A 20,828-nucleotide genomic window follows, 5' to 3' on the forward strand; every position below is an offset into this window, starting at 1 on the left:
GGTTTTTCAGCCGATGTATTCGGCGACTGACACACCGCTATCGCGAGCAAGATCGCTCCCACAGGGTCTGTATTTAATGCACAACCCAACTGAGCAGCCACAACCCCAGCATCAACCAGATAATCCCCATGATGATCGAGGCCCGCATAAACGCCCGGACTGCCGAGTACAGCAGCATCAGGCCAATGATCAGGGTGATGATGCTGATGATCGAGGTGTCCATGCCCAGGGTGCGCGACAGGCCGTCGATAAAGTTGCCGCCGGCATTGGTCAGGGCGCCGAACAAGCCGCTGAGCCCATCGACGATAAAGCGGATGACCGAACCGAGCGCCTGGCCCAGCCATTCGAAAAAGCTTTCTACCTGCATATGAGTTTCCTGATGAAAGGGTGGGCGTATCTGCCGGACCTGAGCCTTTGGTCGCCAATCCCTTGGGCGAGTTCCCTAGAAGCATAGAGGTTTGCCCGTTTGAATTTGCGAATAGTTGCACGCGCTACCCTGGGTAGCCTGCTGGTGGTGATAGCCCTGCTGTGGCTGGCCGACCGCCTCTGGCCCCTGCCGTTGCCCAAGGACGATCTGGCCCGTGTGGTACTGGCGGAGGACGGCACGCCGTTGTGGCGCTTTGCCGATGCCAACGGCGTATGGCGTTACCCGGTGGCGACCGATGAAGTCTCGCCGTATTACCTCGATGCGCTGCTGACCTACGAAGACCGTTGGTTCTACCAGCACCCCGGCGTCAACCCGCTGGCCCTGGTGCGGGCGACCTGGCAGAACCTGACCGGCGCGCGGGTAGTGTCTGGCGGCAGCACCTTGTCGATGCAGGTGGCGCGCCTGCTCGATCCCCATTCGCGCACCCTGCCGGGCAAGTTGCGCCAGCTGTGGCGCACCGCGCAGCTGGAGTGGCACCTGTCCAAAGACCAGATCCTCAACCTGTACCTCAATCGCGCGCCCTTTGGCGGCACCTTGCAGGGCGTGGCGGCAGCCAGTTGGGCGTATCTGGGCAAGTCGCCGCAACAGCTGACCCACGCCGAAGCAGCGTTGCTCGCGGTACTGCCCCAGGCACCGAGCCGTCTGCGCCCGGACCGTCACCCGCAGCGCGCCCAGGAGGCCCGGGACAAAGTGCTGCGGCGCCTGGCCGAGTTCCAGGTGTGGCCGCAATCGGCGGTCGACGAAGCCCTGGAAGAACCCCTGTTGCTGGCGCCGCGCCTGGAACCCAGCCTGGCGCCGCTGCTGGCGCGCCGCCTGAACCGTCCCGACAGCCCGCCGCTGATTCGCACCACTCTCGACGCGACCCTGCAACGCCGTCTCGAAGACCTGCTACTGGGTTGGCGCGCGCGGCTGCCGGAGCACACCTCGGCCGCGATCCTGGTGGTCGAAGAAGAAAGCATGGCCGTGCGCGCCTACCTGGGCTCGGTGGATATCAACGATGCGCGGCGCTTTGGCCATGTGGATATGATCAGCGCCCTGCGCTCGCCGGGCTCGACCCTCAAACCCTTCCTGTATGGCATGGCTTTGGACGCGGGGCTGATTCACTCCGAATCGCTGTTGCAGGATGTGCCTCGGCGCTATGGCGATTACCGGCCGGGCAACTTCTCCATGGGCTTTACCGGCGCGGTGCCGGCCAGTACGGCGCTGTCCAGCTCGCTGAACCTGCCGGCGGTGCAACTATTGGAAGCCTATGGGCCCAAGCGCTTTGCTGGCGAAATGCGCATCGGCGGCATGCCCCTGGCGCTGCCGGCGCTGGCTGAGCCGAACCTGGCGTTGATCCTGGGCGGCGCCGGCAGCCGCCTGGAAGACCTGGTCGGTGGCTACAGCGCGTTGGCCCGTGACGGCAAGAGCGCGGCCATCCGTTTGCAGCCCGATGATGTGCTCAAGGAGCGGCCGTTGTTATCGCCGGGTTCGGCGTGGATTGTGCGGCGCATCCTCAGTGGCCAGGCGCGGCCGGACCGTGATCCCCGGGCCGAGCTGGTGCAGCGCCCGGTGTTGGCGTGGAAGACGGGCACCAGCTACGGCTTTCGCGATGCCTGGGCCATTGGCGTCGGGCCGCGCTATTTGATTGGTGTGTGGATCGGCCGCCCGGACGGCACCCCGGTGCCCGGCCAGTTTGGCCTGGCCTCGGCGGCGCCGTTGATGCTGCAAGTGCACGATGTGTTGACCAACCGCGACAGCCAGCGCGGCATTACCGCGCCGGTTAAACCCGTGCCGATGAATGTCGGCGTGGCGGCGATCTGTTGGCCCCTGGGCCAGCCCATGAGCCGCAGCGACGCCAATTGCCGGCGCCAGCGGTTTGCCTGGACGCTGGACAACACCACGCCGCCGACCTTGCAGGCCCTGGACCAACCTTTGGGTGTCGGCTTGATGGAAACCGTGTGGGTCAATGCCAAGGGCCTGCGCGTGGCGGCCAGTTGCCCAGGCGCGGTATCGCGGGACATTGCCCTGTGGCCGGCACCGCTGGAACCGTGGTTGCCGAGGATCGAGCGGCGTGACGCACGCATCCCCGCGCCAGACCCGGATTGCCCGCCACCGGCGCTGGCGGCGTCGTCGCCGTTGTCGGTGGTGGGTGTGCGTGAGGGCGATCAACTGCGCTTGCCGGCGGGCAGCCAGCAGCAACTGCGCCTGAAGCTCTCGGCCCTGGGCGGCAGTGGGCGGCGCTGGTGGTTCCTCAATGGTGCGCCGCTGGGCGACAGTGCCAACCAGGACAGCATCAATGCCAGCCTGGAGCAGTTGGGGCGCTATCAACTGAGTGTGCTCGATGAGGCGGGGCAGACGGCCAGGGTTGAGTTCAGCGTGGTTGATTAAAATCGCCATCGCAGGCAAGCCGGCTCCCACAGTTTGATTTGTTAACACCGTCCAATGTGGGCGCTGGCTTGCCTGCGATAGCGCCCTGACAAGCACCGCAAATTTATTTGCCATCCCCGCCTTTGAGCCTGAAGCTATACCCCTTCAGGAGCGCCCCATGAATCTCGAACACCTTACCGAACGCATGCATCGCATCCGCGATAACAACGACTGGAAACAATTCCACAGCCCGAAAAACCTGGCCATGGCCGCCAGCGTAGAGATGGCCGAGCTGGTGGAGATTTTCCAGTGGCTGAGCGAAGACCAGTCGCGCCAGTTGCCCGCCGACAAACTCGCCCATGCCGGCCAGGAAGTGGGGGACATCGTGCTCTATCTGCTGCTGCTCTGCGGTGAGCTGGGCCTGGATATGGATCAAGTGGTCAGCGCCAAGCTGGCCGACAACGAGCGGCGGTTTACCCATGAGTGATCGCCATTTCGACCAGTTGGCTACGCGCTTTGCCGAGAAGATCTACGGCGGTGCCAAGGGCGCGATTCGCCTGGCGGTGTTGCAGGCCGACTTGACCGAGGCCCTGCCGGAGCGGCCGTTGCGCGTGCTGGATATCGGCGCCGGCCTGGGCCATATGTCGTTGTGGCTGGCCGAGCGCGGGCATCATGTGACCTTGGCCGAGCCCGCCGAGCCGATGCTCGAAGGCGCCCGCCAGCGGTTCGCCGCAGCGGGGCAGAGTGCAACGTTCATCCAGGCGCCCTGGCAGGACCTGTTGGGTCAGCTCACCGAGCCCTACGACCTGGTGCTGTGCCACGCCGTGCTGGAATGGCTGGCCGAACCCCATGCGATCCTGCCGGTGCTGCACCAGTTGACGGCGCCGGGTGGCTGGTTGTCCCTGGCGTTCTATAACCGTGATGCGCTGATTTACCGCAACTTGCTCAAGGGCCACTTTCGCAAGATGCGCAAAAATGACATGGCCGGCGAAAAGCAGAGCCTGACCCCGCAACAGCCCCTGGACCCACGGGAACTGGCGGCGCAACTTGAAGGCTTGTGGCAGGTCGAAAGCCAGAGCGGGGTGCGGGTCTTCCACGACTATATGCCGGTGGAATTCCAGGCCCGCGCCGATTTGCAGGACTTGTTGGAGATGGAACTCGCTCACCGTCGTCACCCAAGCTTTGCCGGACTTGGGCGTTATTTGCACTGGATCTGCCGTCCGGTTTAAGCGGCCCAGTCTGCGGAGATCGAAATGAAGCGCTGTGCATTGATCCTGCTGTGCCTGGGGCTGGGGGCCTGCTCCAGCAACAACCCGTATGTGGCGGCCTCCAAGCCCATGCCGCCGGCGCCTGCCCAGGCGGCCAACACCTTTGATGCCAGCGCCTACCCGGCGCCGGTGCGTGACTACGGTGCCTATCGCAATTGGGCCTGGCGCAACGGCCAGTTGCCGGCCGGCTCGGCCTGGGCAGATCCTGCGCAGATCGCCGAAGCCGTCAGCGGTGCCCTTGACCAGCGTGGTCTGCGACCGGTGCATGACCAGCGCGCGCCGGACTTGCTGGTCAGCGCCGATGTGCATCTGGAAAAACGCCTGCGCCAGGTGCAGGACGATTATGGCTACGGCTACGGTGGCTACAACCGCTATGGCAACGGCTACGGCATGTACAACTCGGTGCCGATCGTGCGCACCTATGAAGTGCAAGTCGTGGTGGTGCGCGTCAACCTGTTCGACGCCCGCACGGGCCAGGCGGTATGGAGCGCCAGCGCCGAAACGGGCAGCCAGGGCAGCCTGAGTGAACGCGGCGATGCCTTGCGCCAGGCTGTGCAGAAGGCCATGACGGCGTATCCTCCCAGTTAACAGCTATTCTCATTTCAGGCTCGGTTTGCCCTTTGGAGAACTACCATGTTGCGTCGTATCGCTTTGCTCGCTTTTGCCGTGCTGCTGGGCGGTTGCCAGACTCATCAGGTCAATCACGATTTTGACGCCAGCCGCGACTTTGCCGCCTACCGCAGTTGGGCCTGGAAAGACCCGGCGTTGCAGTACCGCCCTGACGATCCGCGGATCAAGAGCGACCTGACCGAGCAGCGCATCCGCCAGGCGGTGGCCGATCAGCTCGATCAGCGCGGCTTGCGCCCGGCAGCCCCCGGGGCCAAGGCAGACCTGAACGTGCAGGCCTACCTGATCGTCGAAGACCGCCAGCAGCAAGTCACCACCAACTACGGCGGCGCCTGGGGCGGCCCGTGGAATGGCTACTGGGGCGCACCGATGTACAACGAAACCCGCAACGTCACCTACAAGGTCGCGACCCTCCAGATCGACTTGCTCGACGGCAAGGACGGCAAGCTGGTATGGCGCGGCAGCGACGAACAGATGATGAGCAACTCGCCCAGCCCCCAGGACCGCAGTGCAGCGATCCGGGCGACAGTGACCAAGGTGTTGTCCAACTACCCGCCACGCTAAGTTGTACTCGGTCCGTGTAGGGCCGCTGCATCACTGCGATGCGGGCGCTGCGGTTTAACAGGTACACCGAGGCGATCCCTTCGCAGCCTCGCCGGGGCTCGACAGCTCCCACATTCGATCTGTGTTTCCAAGACAGAGGTGCCGCGCCTCCCCTGTGGGAGCTGTCGAGCCCCGGCGAGGCTGCGATGGGATCGCCTCCGTACACCCGATCCACTGAGGTGCCCGCATCGCTGCAATGCGGCGGCCCGACAAGCCCGCGTCGAGCGCTGTTTATTTCCGTCAGTCGCCAAAGTGGCGACTTGCCAGCGCACCTGCCAAGCCTTGTCTACACTGCTGTTGACTACAGGAGAGTAAGCGCTCGGCAGTTCGCCGGCAAAGGAGTGCTCGATGTCTCCCCGACTTCGTTCTGGCCAGCGTGGCGCAATCGGTCTGGTGTTCGCCGGCACCCTGGCCTTGGCCCTGGTGTTTCTGTTGCTGGTGGTCGATAGCGGCCGCCTGTACCTGGAAAAGCGCAAGCTGCAGGCCGTCGCCGACACCGCCGCCCTGGAAGCCGCCAATCGTGGCGGGCAGTGTTCAGGCAGCACCACCGCCGTCGATTACGCCAAGCAGAATGCCACCCGTAATGGCTTCACCGTTGTCGCCAACGACAGCAGCCGCGCATTGGCGGTGACGTGTGGGACGTTGCTGACCAATGCGGCCAATGTCCGTGTCTTTACTGCAGATGCCACCAAGAATGAAGCCATCCGCGTCGTTGCTACCCGCACGGTGACTACCGGTATCGCCAACGGGGTCTGGAGGTTGTTCAGCGGTACGTATAACGCTAATACGACATTGACCGCGACGGCAGTTGCGGCGCTGGCGACTCCGGTGGCCGCACTCACAATCCGCAGCACGGCAGTCGTTGTCGATACAGCCAACAAGGCTTCCACTCTCAATGCTCTGTTCGGAGGGTTGTTGGGCGGTGGCCTGAACCTGTCGGTGGCCGGGTGGAATGGTTTAGTTAATACCAACATCTCTCTACTGAGTTACCTGGACCGGCTAAAGCTCGACCTGGGCCTGACAGCGGTCGGCTATACAGAAGTTCTTGGCAATACCGTCGGTGTTGGTCAGCTCATTCAAAGTGCAATCAATGTATTGGACCCCACCAATACATTGGCCGCAGATGTGACGATTGTCGGCTTGAACGCGCTCAAGACGGCGGCGGGTGCCACTCAAGTGGTGTTGGGCGATATTCTGCAGATTGCGAGTGGCACGGATGTGGCGTCTCTGGCAGTGAACATGCGGGTGTTTGATCTGATCGAAGGTTTTGTGCAACTGGCCAACAAGAAAAATGGCCTGCTGGCTAATGTTCCGATCAACGTGCCTGGAGTGGCGCAAATCACTGCGACCGTTCAGGTTTTACAGCCGCCTCAATTATCTGCGGTCGGCAATCCAGCCAAAGCTGTAGCAGCGGGGCATAATCCTGAAACCGGTCCGAATCGTATCTATGTGCGCACGTCTCAATTGCGGGTTCTACTCTCGGTCAACTTGCCCGTAATGAACACAGTCCTGGATCTGGTGAACGGGGTGACTGGATTGGCAGGGCCACTGGCAAATACGGTGGGTGCACTGCTACAGCTGAATGTTGTGGGCGCGATCAATGCGCTGACGTGTAGCTTGGGAGCACTGTGTACTTCGCCCAACCTGCAGATTCTGCCTCCGCCTGTCCGTGTGGATATTGCGGTGGAAGCCGCCAGTGCCAGTAGTTGGGTGACAGCCTACAGCTGCGCAAGTCCTACCAATAAAAGCCTGACAACCAGCACCAATACCTCGCTGGTCAATTTGAAACTGGGTCAGGTTGATGGCTTGTCCAGCATTTTCGGCAGCAGTCAAACTCCGCCCCAGATGGTTGTGAAACCATTGAAGGTCGTGGATATCGGTACCGAGTCATGCCGCCGCTTTTTGATATTCAACGACTGCAACGCCCGTGTTCCCTCCGTGGGGGGGGGTATTGGGTTATCTGCCAACATTGATGTGGGTGGGAGTAAAAACCTTGCCCATACATACCTGTCTCCCAATTTGCCGGAAATTTCGCAGCCACCGTTTTATTACGCTTACACCACTAGCAATATCGTCAGCGGGCTCACAGACCCGGCCAAGGGGACGGCAGCAGGTCTTGTTCTAAATATGTACGGCCCACAGCCCGGAAATGAAAACTTACTAGGTAATATCATTGGTGGTCTTGGAACCGTGTTTAACAGCGTAACTTCCCTGTTGATCAATACCATCAAAACCACACTGACACCGTTGCTGGACTCGCTGATCAACACCCTATTACTAGCCTTGGGCGTCGACCTGAACAAAGTGGATGTAGGTGCCAACCTGAGTTGTCAATCAGGCCGCGCCTACCTAGTCATCTAACCCCCCACCCACCACCGGCAACTCCACGCAAAACCGCGCCCCATGTTCACTGTTGGCGACGCTCAGGCGTCCGCCCATGTTTTCCACAATGCCGTAGCTCACCGATAACCCCAGCCCGGTGCCGACGCCAATCGGCTTGGTGGTGAAAAAGGGCTCGAAAATCCGCTCCAGCAGCCGTGCATCAATGCCGCCGCCATTGTCTTCGACCCAGATGCGCACATGGCGGCTGTCGTGTTCGCTATACAGGGCGATCCATGGGCGAAAATCGTGGTTTTTTTCGTGTCGCGCCATCAGCGCATCGCGGGCGTTGACCATCAGGTTGATCAGTACTTGCTCCAGTTGGTCGACATGGCCGTTGACCTGCACCTTGAAGTCCATGGGCGTGATGCGCAGATCCACACCTTTACCGCGCAGGCCTTCGCCCAGCAGTGATTGCGTACCTTCCACCGCCTGTGCCGGGTCGAAGGGCTGTTGCTCGACCTCCGAGCGGCGGCCGAACACGCGCATGTGGTCCACCACCCTGGCCGCACGCTGGACCTGTGCATCGATGCGCTGGAGTTTTTCCGTCAGGTAGTCGAGTTGCACGTCGCCGTTGCCCAGGCGCTTGAGCACGTTGGCGATGGCCATACGCATGACGTTCAGCGGCTGGTTGATCTCATGGGCCAGGCCGGTGGCCATCTCGCCGAGGGTGGCCATTTTCGCGCTTTGGGTCAGTTGTTGCTGGGAGCGGCGCACTTCGGTGTTGTCGCGGCCCACGGCCTGGACTTCCTGCAACTGGCCGTGCTCGTCGAACACACCACGGTCGGACCAGACCCACCACGCATGTTCGCGTCCCGGCAGTTGCAGGCTGATTTCGGCGGTGCTGACCGGGAATTCCGGGCTCAGTTGGCCGATGCGTTTTACAAAGGCGTTGCGCTGTTCGTCCGATAACCAGTGGCCCAGGTTGATCCCTGGCAATTGGGCTGGCGTGCATTCCAGGTAGTTGGCCAGGGGCGTGTTGCCGAAGGTCAGGGTCAGGTCCGGGCGGTAGCGGCAGATCATCGCCGGCGAGTCTTCGACGAGGAGGCGGTAGCGCTCTTCGCTGTCCTTGATCTGTTGCGCCGCCAGGGTGGCTTCGGTGACGTCCAGCCACAGGCCGACGGCTTCCACCGGCAAGCCCAGGTCGTCGCGCAGCAGCTTGGCTTCGTCCAGCAGCCAGTGGTAGTTGCCCTGGCGATCGCGTACGCGGTAGCGGCTGCGCACGTTGCCTTCGCGTAGCAATTGCCGGGTGCGTTCGAAGTACAGGTCGCGGTCTTCGGGGTGCACCCATTCCACGGAGGTGTCGTGGGTGCATTCGGCCAGGGTCCAGCCCAGCAGCGGCAGCAGACTGTCGCTGAAAAATGCCGGGTGCAGCGCGCCGTTGACATAGCGCTGCACGTAGATCACCGCCGGTGAGCTGGCGATCAGGTTGTCCAGGCGGGCATGGGCGGCGGCGGCCTGCAGTTGCTGGTTCTTGATGTCGCTGATATCGAGCATGAAGCCGATCCAGCGCCGCTGCTCGCCGGCGCCCAGCACCTGGCCCTGGACGCGGTACCAGATGGGGTTCTGTTTGGCGTCGCTGCGCAGCAGGCGCACGCTGGCGAGCAAAGGTTTGCCCAGGCTTTGCAGGTCTTGCAGGCGGCTGTTGAGTTCCTGGCGGTCGGCGGGGTGGATCAGTTCCAGCCAGTTGGCCAGCACCTGTTTGGTCGGTGCATCTTCCGGGCTCAGGCTGCGCATCAGTTGGGGGGCCAGCAGAATCTCTTCACCGTTGGCCAGCAGTTCCCACCAGCCGGTGCCGAGCAGGCCTTGCAGGGCTTCCACCCGCTCCAGTTGTTGGTGATGGCGCTGCTCGCGCAGGCGGCTGAGCAAGGGCGCGGCGAGGGCGGCGGTGAGGTTCAGCCAGTCACGCTCGCTGACGTCGGCGTGGCCGCTGTAGAAGCCGCACAGCAACCACGCGGCGACCCCCTGGCTATCGCGGTACGGCACCAGCAGGCCCTCGGCATTGCCAAACACGCTGTGCAGGCGCGGGTGCTCGCTACGGCCCTGGAGGGTTTTCAGGCTTAGCGGGGTGTTGCCGTTGAGGCTGTCCAGGCAGGTGCCCAGGCGCTGCCCAGGCGTCCACAGTTGCGGCGCGTCATGGGCGCTGTAGCTGCTGTAGACCAGCCAGTCCTGATCCTGCTGGTCGAGCAGCACCATCGCCGCGCAAGGGATACGCCAGCGCTGGGTCAGGCTGCGCAGGTGCTCGCTGAACACTTGCGGCAGGCGCGACAGGCTGCACACGCGCAGTTGTTCGCTCATCTGGCTGGCGAGCAGATGGTTCTGCTCGCGCTGCTGGGCCAATTGCCGGCCCCTCAGCAGGTCGCTGATATCCAGCAGGCGCAGGATCCAGCCGTCGCCATCCGGTTCGATCCAGCCACGGGTATGCAGGATGGTCTCGGCGGCGCCCTGGAAATCCAGGTCCAGGCTGTGCCGCTGCCAGTCGGCGGGGGTGCCTTCGATGCTCAGGGCGCCAGGCAGGCACAGCAGGTCGCGCAACAGCGGGTGAGCCTGGGCATTAAGGTGACGGGCTAACTGTGGGTGCAGCGCGCGGCTGATATCCAGCACATGACCTTGATGATCCAGGCGCAGGTGCAAGCCTTGTGCGGGTGGGCTGGCGGGCGTCTCCAGGGCCTGGGCGCTGTTGCGGCCGAGCAGCCTGCCGAAGATTTTGTCACCGGAGTTCAAAATTGCAGGCTCGACTGGGCGTGCAACGTGGTCGGCAGCCGAGGCACCGTGCCAATGCCCGGCAGCACAATAAACGGCAGGACGTTCTTCAGGTTGGCCGAGGGGTAGTTGATCTCGACGGTCAGCACGCCTGCGGTGTAGGTCGGATTGATATGGGCCGTCTGGAACTGGAAGGTCGCTGGAATCCACTGCAATTGGCTTTGCACGGTCTGGGTCGCCCGCAGGATGAGCGCTGCATTGTAGTTGGGGGTGCTGGGGTCCAGTGCCACGCTGCGGCGCACGGCCTCGGCGGTGGCCTGGTTGAACGACTGCAGCAGCAACAGTGGCAGGCTGTAGCTGACCATGGCATAGAACACGGCAAAAAAAATCACGAACACCGCGGCAAATTCGATAGCGACGGCGCCTTTTTGCTTTCTAGGGAGGCTGGTTTTCATCACTGCGACTACCCTGACTGCTACTACCTGCTATCAGCATAGAATCAATCAGCAAAAAGGGACGGTTTTTACGTGATCCAAGGCCTCGTGGTATTTGTCTGGTTGGTGGTGTGTGCGCAGCAGGATATTCGCCAGCGGCAGATTGCCAATCGCCTGACCCTGGGCGCGCTGCTGCTGGCACTGTTCTATCTGCTGTGGAGCGGCAGCACGTGGCTGGGTACTTCCAGGGCGCAAGGGCTGTGGGCGTTCTGCCTGGCCCTGCTGTTGACCCTGCCCGGCTACGCCCTCGGGCGCCTGGGCGCGGGCGATGTGAAGATGCTGGCGGCGTTGGCGCTGGCGTCGAATTCGACCTACCTGTTGTGGTCGCTGATCGGTGCTGGCGTAGCCAATGTCGCCTGGCTGGTCTATGGGCCGCGGCTGCTGCCCCTTGCCAGTCAAGGTGTTAGAGCGCGCCTGGGTTACCTAGTGGTGGACCCGTCAAAAAAGCTGCCTTTCGCACCGTTTCTTTTAGTGGGTTTTAGCCTGGCCTGGGCGTGGCTCCATTAGTCGTGGGCGCTCTGTATCGCTATGTACATAGTCGGAAAGTACGTCTACGTTTATTTATACAAGCAAGTAGGAAGGTTCTTCGCAACCGATAGGTCAATCTTTGGCTTGCCAGGCATGGAGTAGCGTGTGGACAAAGTTACATCTGCAGTAAAAGTGCTCGTGGTCGACGATCAGCCGCTGATTGTGGAGGAGCTTTGCGAATTTCTTGAAAGCAGCGGTTATCGCTGTGTTCCTTGTGAGTCCAGCCAGCAGGCCGTGCAACGCTTCAGTGACGATCCGCAGATCGGCCTGGTGCTGTGTGATCTGCATATGCCGGACATGGACGGTATCGAACTGGTGCAGGCCCTGCAGAAAATCGCCGGCAAGCAGCGTGCCTTCGAAGCCATTATGTTGACCGGTCGGGCCGACAAGCAGGACGTGATCAAGGCCTTGCGCGTGGGCATCTCCGATTACTACCAGAAGCCCATCAACCTCAATGAGTTGCTGGAGGGGTTGCAGCGCCAGGAAGCCGCGCTGGAAGAACGCCACAAGAATCTGCATTTGGGGAAGCTGAACCAGAAGCTGCAGTATCTTTCCGAGTCCATCGACGATTTGTACCAGGACCTGGACAAGGTCCGTCGCGGCCCGGCGCCGCAAACCGAGGGCGAAGGGGTAAGCGAGGAGGTCCTGGAAGTGCCGGCGATCTTCAATCAACTGTCACCCCGGCAACTGGATGTTGCCCGGCTGGTGGGCAAGGGCCAGACCAACTACCAGATTGCCTGCGAGCTGGGTATTACCGAGAACACGGTCAAGCTGTACGTGTCCCAGGTGTTGCGCTTGACCCATATGCACAACCGCACCCAACTGGCGTTGGCACTGTCGCCGAGCAACTCGGCATTGCGCCAGCGGGTGACGGCGCACTGACGCTTTGCGTACAGCCATGTAGGAGCGGGCTTGCCCGCGATAGCGTCGGATCAGCCAGGGCATGTATCGGCTGACATACCGCCATCGCGGGCAAGCCCGCTCCCACATTTCTCCAGTGGCTGTGGTTTATTTGCTGCCACCCGAGCTCCCGCCTTCGCTGCTTTCGCCGAACTTTTCGGGGATCGCGTATCTTTTGCTTTCCAGCAAACGCTGCATCGCCAGTTCGCGTTCGGCGGGCGTTGCTCTCTGCACCGTGGGCGAGGCGGCTTGCCCGTTGACTTGCAGCCCCAGCCAGTTTTCCGTTTCCTCCTGGGCCTTGGACGAGGGCCCCGGTTCGATGGCCATTGCCGTCAGGGGCAGGGCCAGCAGCGTCAGGCTGGCGAGGTAATGGAATTTCATCATCGGCTCCTTCAAGCGCTTACTTGATTAGTACAGGCGGTGCATCGCTGGCCGCCGCGACCTGGTCCTTGGCCGCAGGTATGCCGGCAGCCTTGAGTTTCTCGGCGCGGGCCTGGGCCTCGCTGACCTGCTCGGCGCTCAAGCCCACCTGGCTGGCCAGTTGCGCGGCCTGCCCCCAGTGGTCCTGGTAGATCAACAGCGTCACCAGGTTGACCGCCGCCAATTGGTCGCTTTGCTTGAGCTCCATGGCCGTCATGAACTCAAAACGCGCCTCTTCCAGGCGCCGTTGATTGAGGTAGACCACGCCCAGGTCATTGCGGATTTTCTCGTTGGTGGGCGCCAGTTGCGCCGCCCGCTGCATATGGGCCAGGGCTTGGGCGTTGTCGCCCTGGGTCGCCGCCAATTGCCCCAGGCCGTGTTCCCCTTCGGCGGCCATGCAGGTGCCCAACAGGCTGCGGTACAGCGGTTGCGCTTCGCTGCGCCCGAGCAGGCGATAAACCTTGGCCTTGCGCTGGCGCACTTGCGGCAACGAGTCCGGCAGGCTTTGCAGGTTGGCCAGGCTGGCGTGCATCTTCCCTTCGTTGGCCATGTCGTCAGCCAGGTTCAGCGACAGCTCCTGTTCGGCGCTGGGCTTGGCGCAACTGCCCGGGGTCATCAATGCCGACCACGGCGTCTGGCCGTTACTGGCACAACCGCCGAGCATCAGCAGGCTCAGGCCTGCAATCAGTGCTTTCATCGAGTGCTCCTCAAAAGCTGCTCAGGGCCCGGGAGATCGCAATAAACGCCGGCCCCCCCAGCACAATCAATAAAGCGGGAAACAGGAAGACCATCATCACCACCGACATCTTGGCCGACATCTTCGAGATGAATTCCTGCAAACGGGTCAAGCGGCGATCATCGAGCAGTTGCTTGAGGGCCAGCAGCGACTTCATGGCACCGCCACCCTGCTGGATCAGTTGCTGAAGAATGATGCAGGTGTCGGTGAACTCATCCACGGCCAAGAGCCTGGCGGTCTTGCCCAGTTCCTCGCCCAGTTCCAGGCCCGAGTCGACCCGTGCCAGGATCAAGCGCAATTCCTGGGTCAGGGCGGGCAGCAGGCGCTGCGCTTCAACGCTCAACACACGCAGCGACTGCTCAACCGCCATGCCCGACTCGAACAGAATGCGCAGCAGCGGGATAAAGGTCGACACCTCGCGGGAGATTTGCTGCTGCCGGGCCTTGGCGGCACTGGCGAGGATGCGCTTGGGGATCAGGTAGCCCACGCCCAGGCCGAGCAGGGGGGCGATCCACGGGGAGTCGGCATTGGGAAAGATCAGGCTTTGTCCCACCAGCATCACCCCGGCCAGCAACAGCGGCACGCCAATCTGGCAGGCAGCGAAGATCGAGCGCTGATTGGCTTTGCGCCAGCCCACGCGGTTGAGCAGGAGCTGGGTTTCGTTATCCATGCTCACTGAGCGTTGGGCCAACTGGCTGCTGCCAAACTGGCTGAGCAGGTTGCCGAGACGGTCACCGCGCACCAGTTGGCCTTGCAGGCGTTGGTTGACCAGGCGTTCGCGGCGGCGCTGGTTCAGCAACTGGCCGGCGATCAGCACGAGCGCAGCCAGAAATAATAAGGCACTGATCAGCAGGACCATCTCAAATACTCCGCAACATGCGCCACATCGTCAGGCAGCCCAGCACCTGCATGCTCAGCGCGGCCAGCAGCATGTAGCGGCCGCTGTCGTCATTCCACATGGTCATCAGGTAGCCGGGGTTGATCAGCATGAAATAGCCCACCATCGCAATCGGCATGCCGGCCAGCACGAACGCGGTGACGCGTGTTTCGCCGGTCATGGCGCGCAATTGCCGGGCGCCTTGTTCTCGCTCGCGAATGACCTTGATCAGGTTCTCCAGCAAGTCGCTGGCGTTGCCGCCATAGCGATGGTTGACCTTGAGTCCCAGGGCGAGCATGCGGAACTCGTCCTGTTCGTAGAATTCGGCGAAATCACTGGCGGCCTCGGGCAGGCTGACCCCCAGTTGCACGTTGCGCTGAATGCGCCCCATGGCGGGCTTCAAGGGTTCCTCGGTACTGTCGATGGCCCCCAGCAAGGCATCGGCTAGGGTGCGCCCGGACTTCAGGCTGCGCACGGTATGGTCGAGCACCTGGGGCAGTTGTTCGATCATCCGCTTCACCCGCCGCCGATAGCGCCAGGCGATGTACAGCCGCAGTATCAGTGGCGGCAACAGAAGCATGGCGAGCAGGCCGACCCAGCTCCATACCAGAAACCCGAGGACTGCGCCCAACACCCAACAGGTCAGCCACAGGCCCAGGCTGTCGGTGGGTTTGCCCAGGCCCGCGCGCAGGAACATGCGCTCCAGGCCGACCCAGCGCCCGCGTTCTTCGGCCAGCAGTGGCTGGCCTGCGGCGAGCCGTTCCAGCACGCGGTCGGTTTCCGCCTGGTGCAGGCCACTGAGGAACAGGTGCAGCGACACGCCAATCAGAATCACGCAACTGAACATCAGGATGGCGCCGGTCATGGTGACGCTCCTATAGCGGCAGGGCGGATTCGCGGCGCAGCTTGTCACCCGCCGGGTTGAGGGCCTCGCGCAGGAAGCCAAAGCCGGTGCGCCGGTCATGACGGAACAGGGTGTTGGTGACATACACGTCATCGCGCACACCCACCACTTCCACCACTTCGCTGACGCAACGCCGGCCATCGGGCAGGCGGGTCAGTTGGATCACCACATCCAGGGCCGCGCAGATCATCTGGCGCAGGGTTTTTTCGGCAACCACGCGACCGGTCAGGCCCACCAGGGTTTCCAGGCGCAACAGGGCGTCCTGGGCATTGTTGGCGTGCACGGTGCTCATGGAACCGTCGTGGCCGGTGTTCATCGCGGTCATCACATCCAGCACTTCCACACCACGGATCTCGCCGAGGATGATGCGGTCCGGGCGCATCCGCAGGGCGTTGCGGATCAGGTCGCTGGCCTTCACCTCGCCGTGCCCTTCGGCATTCGGCGGGCGGGTTTCCAGGCGCACCACGTGAGGGTGGCCCAGTTGCAGTTCGGCGACGTCTTCGATGGTCACCAGGCGTTCGTGGGGGTTGATCAACTGGCTGAGAATATTGAGCAAGGTGGTCTTGCCGGTGCCGGTACCACCGCTGATCAGGATATTGCAGCGCTTGCCCACCGCTTCCTGGAAGAACTCGAAGATCGACTGGTCGATGGTCTGCATCGCCACCAGGTCGCTGCTCTTGAGCATGTCTTTGCGAAACTTTCGAATCGACAGGCACGGCCCGTCCAGGGCAATCGGCGGGATGATCGCATTGACCCGGCTGCCGTCGGGCAACCGGGCATCGACCATCGGCGATGACTCATCCAGGCGCCGGCCCAGGGGGGCGAGGATGCGTTGCATAACCCGCTCCACATGGTGGGCGTCGATAAAACGCAGGTCGCTCTGGTGCAACAGGCCGTCCCGCTCGACAAACACCCGGTGCGGGCCATTGACCAGAATCTCGGTCACCGACGGGTCACGCAACAGCACTTCCAGCGGGCCGAAGCCGGTCAGTTCATCGACGATTTCTTCGGCCAGGCGCTCCATCTCATAACGGGAAATCGCCAGGTGCATGCGGGTGATGTATTCGGACACCTTGTCGATGACAAATTGCGCCAGGGATTGGCGCGAACCTTCCAGCAGGTTTTTCCCCGACTCTTCGATGGCGTCGATGATGTAGCGGTGCAGCACCAGTTTCAGACCGTCGTGATCCACCGCGCTGTTAAGCCCGCGAGCGGGGGCGCCAAAGAGTTTTTCGCTGTTCATTTGGTTGTCCCCAACAGCCGTTCAAACCAACGGGTGGAGGGTTTTTGCAGGCCTTCGGAACGCTTGGCCAGGCGTTCACCGAGGGTCTTGAGGTTTTGCGTCAGGGGCTCCCTGGGCGCCAGGCTGAATAAGGTTTGCCCCTGGTTCTTGGCGTTCAGGCGCACCTCGGGGCTGAACGGCAAAACCGCGATGGCTTCCAGGGCGAAGCTCTTTTCCAATGTATCGGTATCCGGCGCGGCACCTTTGAGGTAGCGGTCCACCAGCAGCTTGGCATGATCAAGCTTCATGCCTTTTTCCCGCCAATGGTTCAGCACGGCCAGGTTGCGCCGGCAGTCGAGGACGTTCTGGTCGGTACACCACAAAAGCTTGTCGCAGTGGCTGACAAAGGTGCGCAGGGCTTCGCTGTCGCGCTGGCCGGTGAGGTTCACCACGATGTGCTGGAAGTGTTGGCGCAAGGCACTGAGCAGCATGTACAGCTCGGCGGCGCTGGTCATTTCCAGCGGTTCGTCGTTTTCGGTGTAGGCGAGGATGCGCAGGCCGCCTTCGGTGGCGGTGAAGGCGCTGTTGATCAAGGTGGTGTCCAGGCGGCGCAAATGGCGCAGGGCATCGCCAAAGTTGAACGAACTTTCCAGGCCCAGCAGCGCCAGGCTGTCGCCACGGGGCAGGCCCAGGTCCAGCAGCAGGGTCTCTTGCCCGCTCTTCTGCACCACCATCGCCAGGTGGCTGGCCAGCAGCGCGCCGTCGGCATTGCCCTGGGTGCCATACAGTACCGTCAGGCCACCCAGGTGCGCATTGTGGGCGACTGGCGGCAAGCGTTTATTCAAGCGCCGCACCAGGCCGGCGACCTCACTGGAACGTGAGCCGTAGGCGACAAAATCCCGCGCCCCGGCGCGCATCGCGTTGAGCACCAGTTGATTGTCCATGCCGTCGCCGAGGGCGACGATGGCCAGCATCGGCTTGGCTTCCAGCGCGCCCTCGATCAAGGCGCTCTGGGCGACCACATGCTCGCGGTCCAGGCCGACGAACACCAGGTTGGCGAAGGTTACGTCCACCAGGGCCAGCAGTTCGTCGAGGCTGCCGCCACCGGCACTGACCACTTGGCCCAGGGGCGCCAGGGCCCCCTGCAGCCATTCCAGGTCGGTGGTGTTGCGGGTAATTGCCAGGAACGTCTGGCTCAGGCTATCGCTCATTGGGAAAGTCCTGTGTGTCGGTCGAAGTTGCCGTTTTCCAGGAAGTACAAGCGATACCAGTTGGGGTCGTAGTTGCGTAGTTTTTCACCGGGCAGGGACGGCAAACGGGCGTTGGCGGCCAGGGGTTGGACCAGGTGCGGGGTGACGATCATCAGCAGCTCTTTTTCCTCGCGGCTGACGTTGCTGTCACGGAAAAACGCGCCAAGGATCGGGATATCGCCCAGGCCAGGAAACTTGCTGATGGTGGAGCGGTTGTTATTGCTGATCAGGCCACTGATCACAAAACTTTCGCCATCGGCCAGGGAGACCGTGGTGTCGGTGCGGCGCACGGTCAGGGCCGGTACCTGGATGCCTTCTAACTCCAAGGCGTTGGCGTAATCCAGCTCGCTGACTTCCGGTGCGACCTTGAGGGAAATCCGCGTGCGGTCGATCACGGTGGGGGTCAGGGTCAGGCGGATACCGAACTCTTTGTACTCGATGGAGATCGTGTCGCTGCCGGCACTCGGCACCGGGATCGGCACTTCGCCGCCGGCAAGAAAGGTCGCGCTGTGCCCGCTCATGGCAACCAGGCTCGGACGCGCCAGGGTATAGGCAAAACCGCTGCGCTCCAGGGCGTTGATCATCGCCGAAAAGCGCCCGCCGCCGATGCCGATGTTAAAGCTTTCGTTGTCCAGCGGCAGGGCCCCCCCGGCTGTGCGCGGGCTGCCGAACAGGAAGTTGCGGGTGCCGCCAAAGATCGACGTACTGGCCTCCTTGAGCTTGGTGCGGCTGACTTCGACAAAGCGGATATCGGTCTGCACCTGGCTCGGCAGGGACGGGTCGTCGGAGGGCGACAGGGCCAGGCTGGTCAGGGTCGAGGTGGCCTTGCCCTTGACGAACACCATGCTCTGGCGCGGCGCGCTGGAGCAGTGGGTCCAGACCATCAGACTGGTGGCGCCAGAGGCAACGCCGGTGAGCAGGAACGCACGATTCCCGTTGAGGTGCACGTCGGCGATTTTCGGGTCGCCGATGGCCAGGCGGGTAATAGGCACTGGCGATTGCAGGGTTTGTTGCAGGCCTTCACCGACCTCGACCACGGCCGGCAAGGCGCCCAGGTTGCTGCAGCTGTCGGTGGCGGCGAACGCCAGGCCCACAGGCAGGCTGGACAGCATCAGTGCCCAGGCCATTTGAGTGAACGCAGGTGCAAAACGTTGGCGCATTCAAGGCGTCCTTGTTCAATCAGGGATTTTGTTGGGTCGCTTGGTTACCGCGTATGACCTCGATGCCGGAGCGCCGGGGTTCGCTGGCGCCTGCGGCCTGGGCGACTCTTTTCGGCGTACCGAGCATGGCCAGTTGGGTGAACTGGTACAGCTCGCGATTGGCGCTTTGCAGTTTGGCGAAGGCCTCGTTGTCCCCGGCCCAGTACTGGCTCAGCAATTGTTCATCGGCACTGCGCACCGCCAGACGCAAGGCGCCGACGCTGGTGGCCAGCATCAAGCGGCTCATCAACTGTTCCGGCACCGCCAGCACTACCGTCCGCGGCGGGCCTGCCTGACGTTGTGCCTGGCGGGCTTTTTCTTCATCGGTAGTGGGCGGCGCAACGGCGGGCTTGCCATCGTTGGTGGGGCCCAGGTTATCGCCCACACTGAGCAGGCGCAGGGCTGGCACGATGATCTGCGAGGTGGGCTCCGGGTTAGTGCCTTCCGGGCGCAGGAACAGCAGCACATCCACATAATCCCCAGGGCTCAACTGGCCTGCGGCACCGATGACTTCATCGACGGCCACCGCCAGGGCGCGTTCGTCAGGGCGGATCATGCGGGCCAGTGGGCCACCGGCATTGAAGCTGGAATCGTCCAGCCAAGTGCCAGCGCTCAGGGCTCTCAAGGGCGTGCGGCCGATGGCCTGGTCGAGGCTGGTCAAGCTGCCGGCGGGGGCGGTGCGCAGCTTCTCCAGGGTCAGGTCGGTGGCGGTGAGGGCAACATACGGTGGCACATCATGGGCCAGCACCACCACCGATTGGCGGGTCTGGTCTTCGACGGCGGCGACGGTTTTTTCTACAGAAACACCAGAGGGCGCAGGCTCTGCAGCCGGCTCAGGCGGACGACTTAGCACCAGCCCCCAATAGCCTGCAAACAACGCACCGATTAATAACAACCCGGCCAGGATCATGCTGACACGACTGTTCATGAAGGCTCTCCCTATCCTGTTGCTTGCACTACGGGCCCGTTTTTCCTAACGAGTTGATTTCGCAACCAGGCAGCTATGAACATCTAACGATTTCGCTATTTGACGGTAGCCGAGCTAAGACAAAATGCCATTAGCCACCACGATTTATTTTGGAACCCTCGCGCATTGCCTTAGACGCACAGGTTTATGGCGCCAAAGTGGCGGCTAATACTTTGTGATTAATCCGTTCTTACAGTTGTTGAGGTGGGTTTTGTTGACAATGCTCTAGTGGCACGCGGCAATCACCGTGCAGCACTGCGATATCAGCGCAAGCAAGCGCAAAGGAGAAGTCATATGTTCCTTACCTTCATGATGAAACTCTACGTTCAACTCCAACTGTTCTTTCATCGCAAAGAGGGGGCGACGGCGATTGAGTACGTGATTCTTGTCGCGGTTATTGCGCTGGTCGTGCTGGCGGCCGGGCAACTGCTTGGGCCTCAGATCGCGGACATGTTCGAAAGAATCGGGGATGCCTTGAGCTGATTGGCAATAGAGCCTTGAGCAAGCCCATCAGTGATTGTCTTGGAAGGTATTGCTCATGAACGCTGTTGTTGCGAGCCGCCAGCAGATCCTGTTGGTGGATGACGAAGAAGAGGCCCTCGTGGAACTGGCGGAATCGCTGGGAGACGAGGGCTTCGTTTGTTTCTGCGCCAACTCCGTTACGGACGCATTGCAGGAACTGACACTGCATCCTGATATTGCGCTGGTCATTACCGACCTGCGCATGCCTGAAGAAAGCGGCATTTCCCTGATCAAGCGCTTGCGTGAGCACACCTCACGCCAGCACTTGCCCGTGATTGTCATGTCCGGTCATGCCGAAATGGATGATGTCAGTGACATGTTGCGGTTGCAGGTCCTGGACCTGTTTCGCAAACCCATCTATCTGGTTCGGTTGATCGACACTCTGAACAATCTGTTTCCCCGGGCGTAGGGAACAGTTGGCCTGTCCGTAGCGCCCTGCTGAGGAGATGCCCT

21 protein-coding genes are annotated in these 20,828 nt (G+C 62.1%); 10 read left to right on the forward strand and 11 right to left on the reverse strand.

What is annotated here, in order from left to right:
- Nucleotides 1-73: 73 nt before the first annotated feature.
- On the reverse strand, nt 74-367 hold the full coding sequence (locus PSFL_RS18820; RefSeq protein ID WP_057437585.1) for a hypothetical protein: 294 nt from the start codon (nt 365-367) through the stop codon (nt 74-76).
- 99 nt (nt 368-466) lie between these two features.
- Between PSFL_RS18820 and pbpC the strand changes: the two genes are divergently transcribed.
- The 6 genes from pbpC (at nt 467) to PSFL_RS18850 (ending at nt 7,635) form a co-directional block, all read left to right on the forward strand.
- Entirely contained in the window at nt 467-2,797 is a 2,331-nt protein-coding gene (pbpC, locus tag PSFL_RS18825; protein WP_120731459.1) for a peptidoglycan glycosyltransferase PbpC, read from the forward strand.
- Nucleotides 2,798-2,954: 157 nt separating this feature from the next.
- Nucleotides 2,955-3,263 (forward strand): MazG-like family protein, encoded by a 309-nt coding sequence (locus tag PSFL_RS18830; protein WP_057437589.1) that lies wholly within the window; start codon nt 2,955-2,957, stop codon nt 3,261-3,263.
- A complete protein-coding gene (locus PSFL_RS18835) occupies nt 3,256-4,005 on the forward strand; it encodes a methyltransferase (RefSeq protein ID WP_057437591.1) in 750 nt (249 codons plus the stop codon). The genes PSFL_RS18830 and PSFL_RS18835 overlap by 8 nt, the downstream gene beginning before the upstream one ends.
- A gap of 24 nt (nt 4,006-4,029) precedes the next feature.
- Nucleotides 4,030-4,632 (forward strand): DUF4136 domain-containing protein, encoded by a 603-nt coding sequence (locus PSFL_RS18840; protein WP_057437597.1) that lies wholly within the window; start codon nt 4,030-4,032, stop codon nt 4,630-4,632.
- A 45-nt stretch (nt 4,633-4,677) separates the two neighbouring features.
- On the forward strand, nt 4,678-5,235 hold the full coding sequence (locus PSFL_RS18845; RefSeq protein ID WP_057437600.1) for a DUF4136 domain-containing protein: 558 nt from the start codon (nt 4,678-4,680) through the stop codon (nt 5,233-5,235).
- A 387-nt stretch (nt 5,236-5,622) separates the two neighbouring features.
- Nucleotides 5,623-7,635: a pilus assembly protein TadG-related protein gene (locus PSFL_RS18850; protein WP_397470364.1), complete on the forward strand. Its 2,013-nt coding sequence runs from the start codon at nt 5,623-5,625 to the stop codon at nt 7,633-7,635.
- Here the strand turns inward: PSFL_RS18850 and PSFL_RS18855 are convergent.
- Both PSFL_RS18855 and PSFL_RS18860 read right to left on the reverse strand, forming a co-directional pair.
- Nucleotides 7,624-10,377, reverse strand: a complete 2,754-nt coding sequence (locus PSFL_RS18855) for an ATP-binding protein (RefSeq protein WP_397470365.1) — start codon at nt 10,375-10,377, stop codon at nt 7,624-7,626. The genes PSFL_RS18850 and PSFL_RS18855 overlap by 12 nt on opposite strands.
- On the reverse strand, nt 10,374-10,811 hold the full coding sequence (locus PSFL_RS18860; RefSeq protein WP_057437602.1) for a TadE/TadG family type IV pilus assembly protein: 438 nt from the start codon (nt 10,809-10,811) through the stop codon (nt 10,374-10,376). Before PSFL_RS18860 ends, PSFL_RS18855 begins: the two co-directional genes overlap by 4 nt.
- Before the next feature lie 72 nt (nt 10,812-10,883).
- On the opposite strand from PSFL_RS18860, the gene PSFL_RS18865 reads away from it, so the two are divergent.
- Together PSFL_RS18865 and PSFL_RS18870 are read left to right on the forward strand one after the other, a co-directional pair.
- Nucleotides 10,884-11,357, forward strand: coding sequence for a prepilin peptidase (locus tag PSFL_RS18865; protein WP_057437604.1), 474 nt, complete (start codon nt 10,884-10,886; stop codon nt 11,355-11,357).
- Between the two features lie 126 nt (nt 11,358-11,483).
- On the forward strand, nt 11,484-12,260 hold the full coding sequence (locus PSFL_RS18870) for a response regulator transcription factor (protein ID WP_057437606.1): 777 nt from the start codon (nt 11,484-11,486) through the stop codon (nt 12,258-12,260).
- Nucleotides 12,261-12,386: 126 nt separating this feature from the next.
- Here the strand turns inward: PSFL_RS18870 and PSFL_RS18875 are convergent, their stop codons facing one another.
- Genes PSFL_RS18875 through cpaB form a run of 8 tightly spaced genes read right to left on the reverse strand, consistent with a single transcriptional unit; the run spans nt 12,387 to nt 19,814 of the window.
- The gene (locus tag PSFL_RS18875) at nt 12,387-12,659 is read right to left on the reverse strand and encodes a DUF3613 domain-containing protein (protein WP_057437609.1); all 273 of its coding nucleotides are present in this window, start codon (nt 12,657-12,659) and stop codon (nt 12,387-12,389) included.
- A gap of 19 nt (nt 12,660-12,678) precedes the next feature.
- A complete protein-coding gene (locus PSFL_RS18880) occupies nt 12,679-13,395 on the reverse strand; it encodes a tetratricopeptide repeat protein (protein ID WP_397470366.1) in 717 nt (238 codons plus the stop codon).
- A gap of 10 nt (nt 13,396-13,405) precedes the next feature.
- Nucleotides 13,406-14,293 carry a type II secretion system F family protein gene (locus PSFL_RS18885; RefSeq protein WP_397470367.1) on the reverse strand — a complete coding sequence of 296 codons (888 nt, stop codon included), beginning with the start codon at nt 14,291-14,293 and terminating at the stop codon, nt 13,406-13,408.
- Nucleotide 14,294: 1 nt separating this feature from the next.
- Nucleotides 14,295-15,176: a type II secretion system F family protein gene (locus tag PSFL_RS18890; protein ID WP_170044504.1), complete on the reverse strand. Its 882-nt coding sequence runs from the start codon at nt 15,174-15,176 to the stop codon at nt 14,295-14,297.
- A gap of 10 nt (nt 15,177-15,186) precedes the next feature.
- The gene (locus tag PSFL_RS18895; protein WP_115127309.1) at nt 15,187-16,458 is read right to left on the reverse strand and encodes a CpaF family protein; all 1,272 of its coding nucleotides are present in this window, start codon (nt 16,456-16,458) and stop codon (nt 15,187-15,189) included.
- Nucleotides 16,455-17,648: a pilus assembly protein gene (locus PSFL_RS18900; protein ID WP_057437617.1), complete on the reverse strand. Its 1,194-nt coding sequence runs from the start codon at nt 17,646-17,648 to the stop codon at nt 16,455-16,457. Before PSFL_RS18900 ends, PSFL_RS18895 begins: the two co-directional genes overlap by 4 nt.
- Complete coding sequence (locus tag PSFL_RS18905) at nt 17,645-18,847, reverse strand: type II and III secretion system protein family protein (protein ID WP_170044506.1); 1,203 nt, start codon at nt 18,845-18,847, stop codon at nt 17,645-17,647. Before PSFL_RS18905 ends, PSFL_RS18900 begins: the two co-directional genes overlap by 4 nt.
- Nucleotides 18,848-18,866: 19 nt before the next feature.
- Nucleotides 18,867-19,814: a Flp pilus assembly protein CpaB gene (gene cpaB, locus PSFL_RS18910; protein WP_273869860.1), complete on the reverse strand. Its 948-nt coding sequence runs from the start codon at nt 19,812-19,814 to the stop codon at nt 18,867-18,869.
- Between the two features lie 333 nt (nt 19,815-20,147).
- On the opposite strand from cpaB, the gene PSFL_RS18915 reads away from it, so the two are divergent.
- Both PSFL_RS18915 and PSFL_RS18920 read left to right on the forward strand, forming a co-directional pair.
- Nucleotides 20,148-20,336: a Flp family type IVb pilin gene (locus tag PSFL_RS18915; RefSeq protein WP_057437618.1), complete on the forward strand. Its 189-nt coding sequence runs from the start codon at nt 20,148-20,150 to the stop codon at nt 20,334-20,336.
- A 55-nt stretch (nt 20,337-20,391) separates the two neighbouring features.
- Entirely contained in the window at nt 20,392-20,784 is a 393-nt protein-coding gene (locus PSFL_RS18920; protein ID WP_057437620.1) for a response regulator, read from the forward strand.
- Nucleotides 20,785-20,828 lie beyond the last annotated feature (44 nt).

It is taken from the genome of Pseudomonas sp. DD1 (assembly GCF_044510355.1).
Lineage (GTDB): Bacteria > Pseudomonadota > Gammaproteobacteria > Pseudomonadales > Pseudomonadaceae > Aquipseudomonas > Aquipseudomonas shahriarae.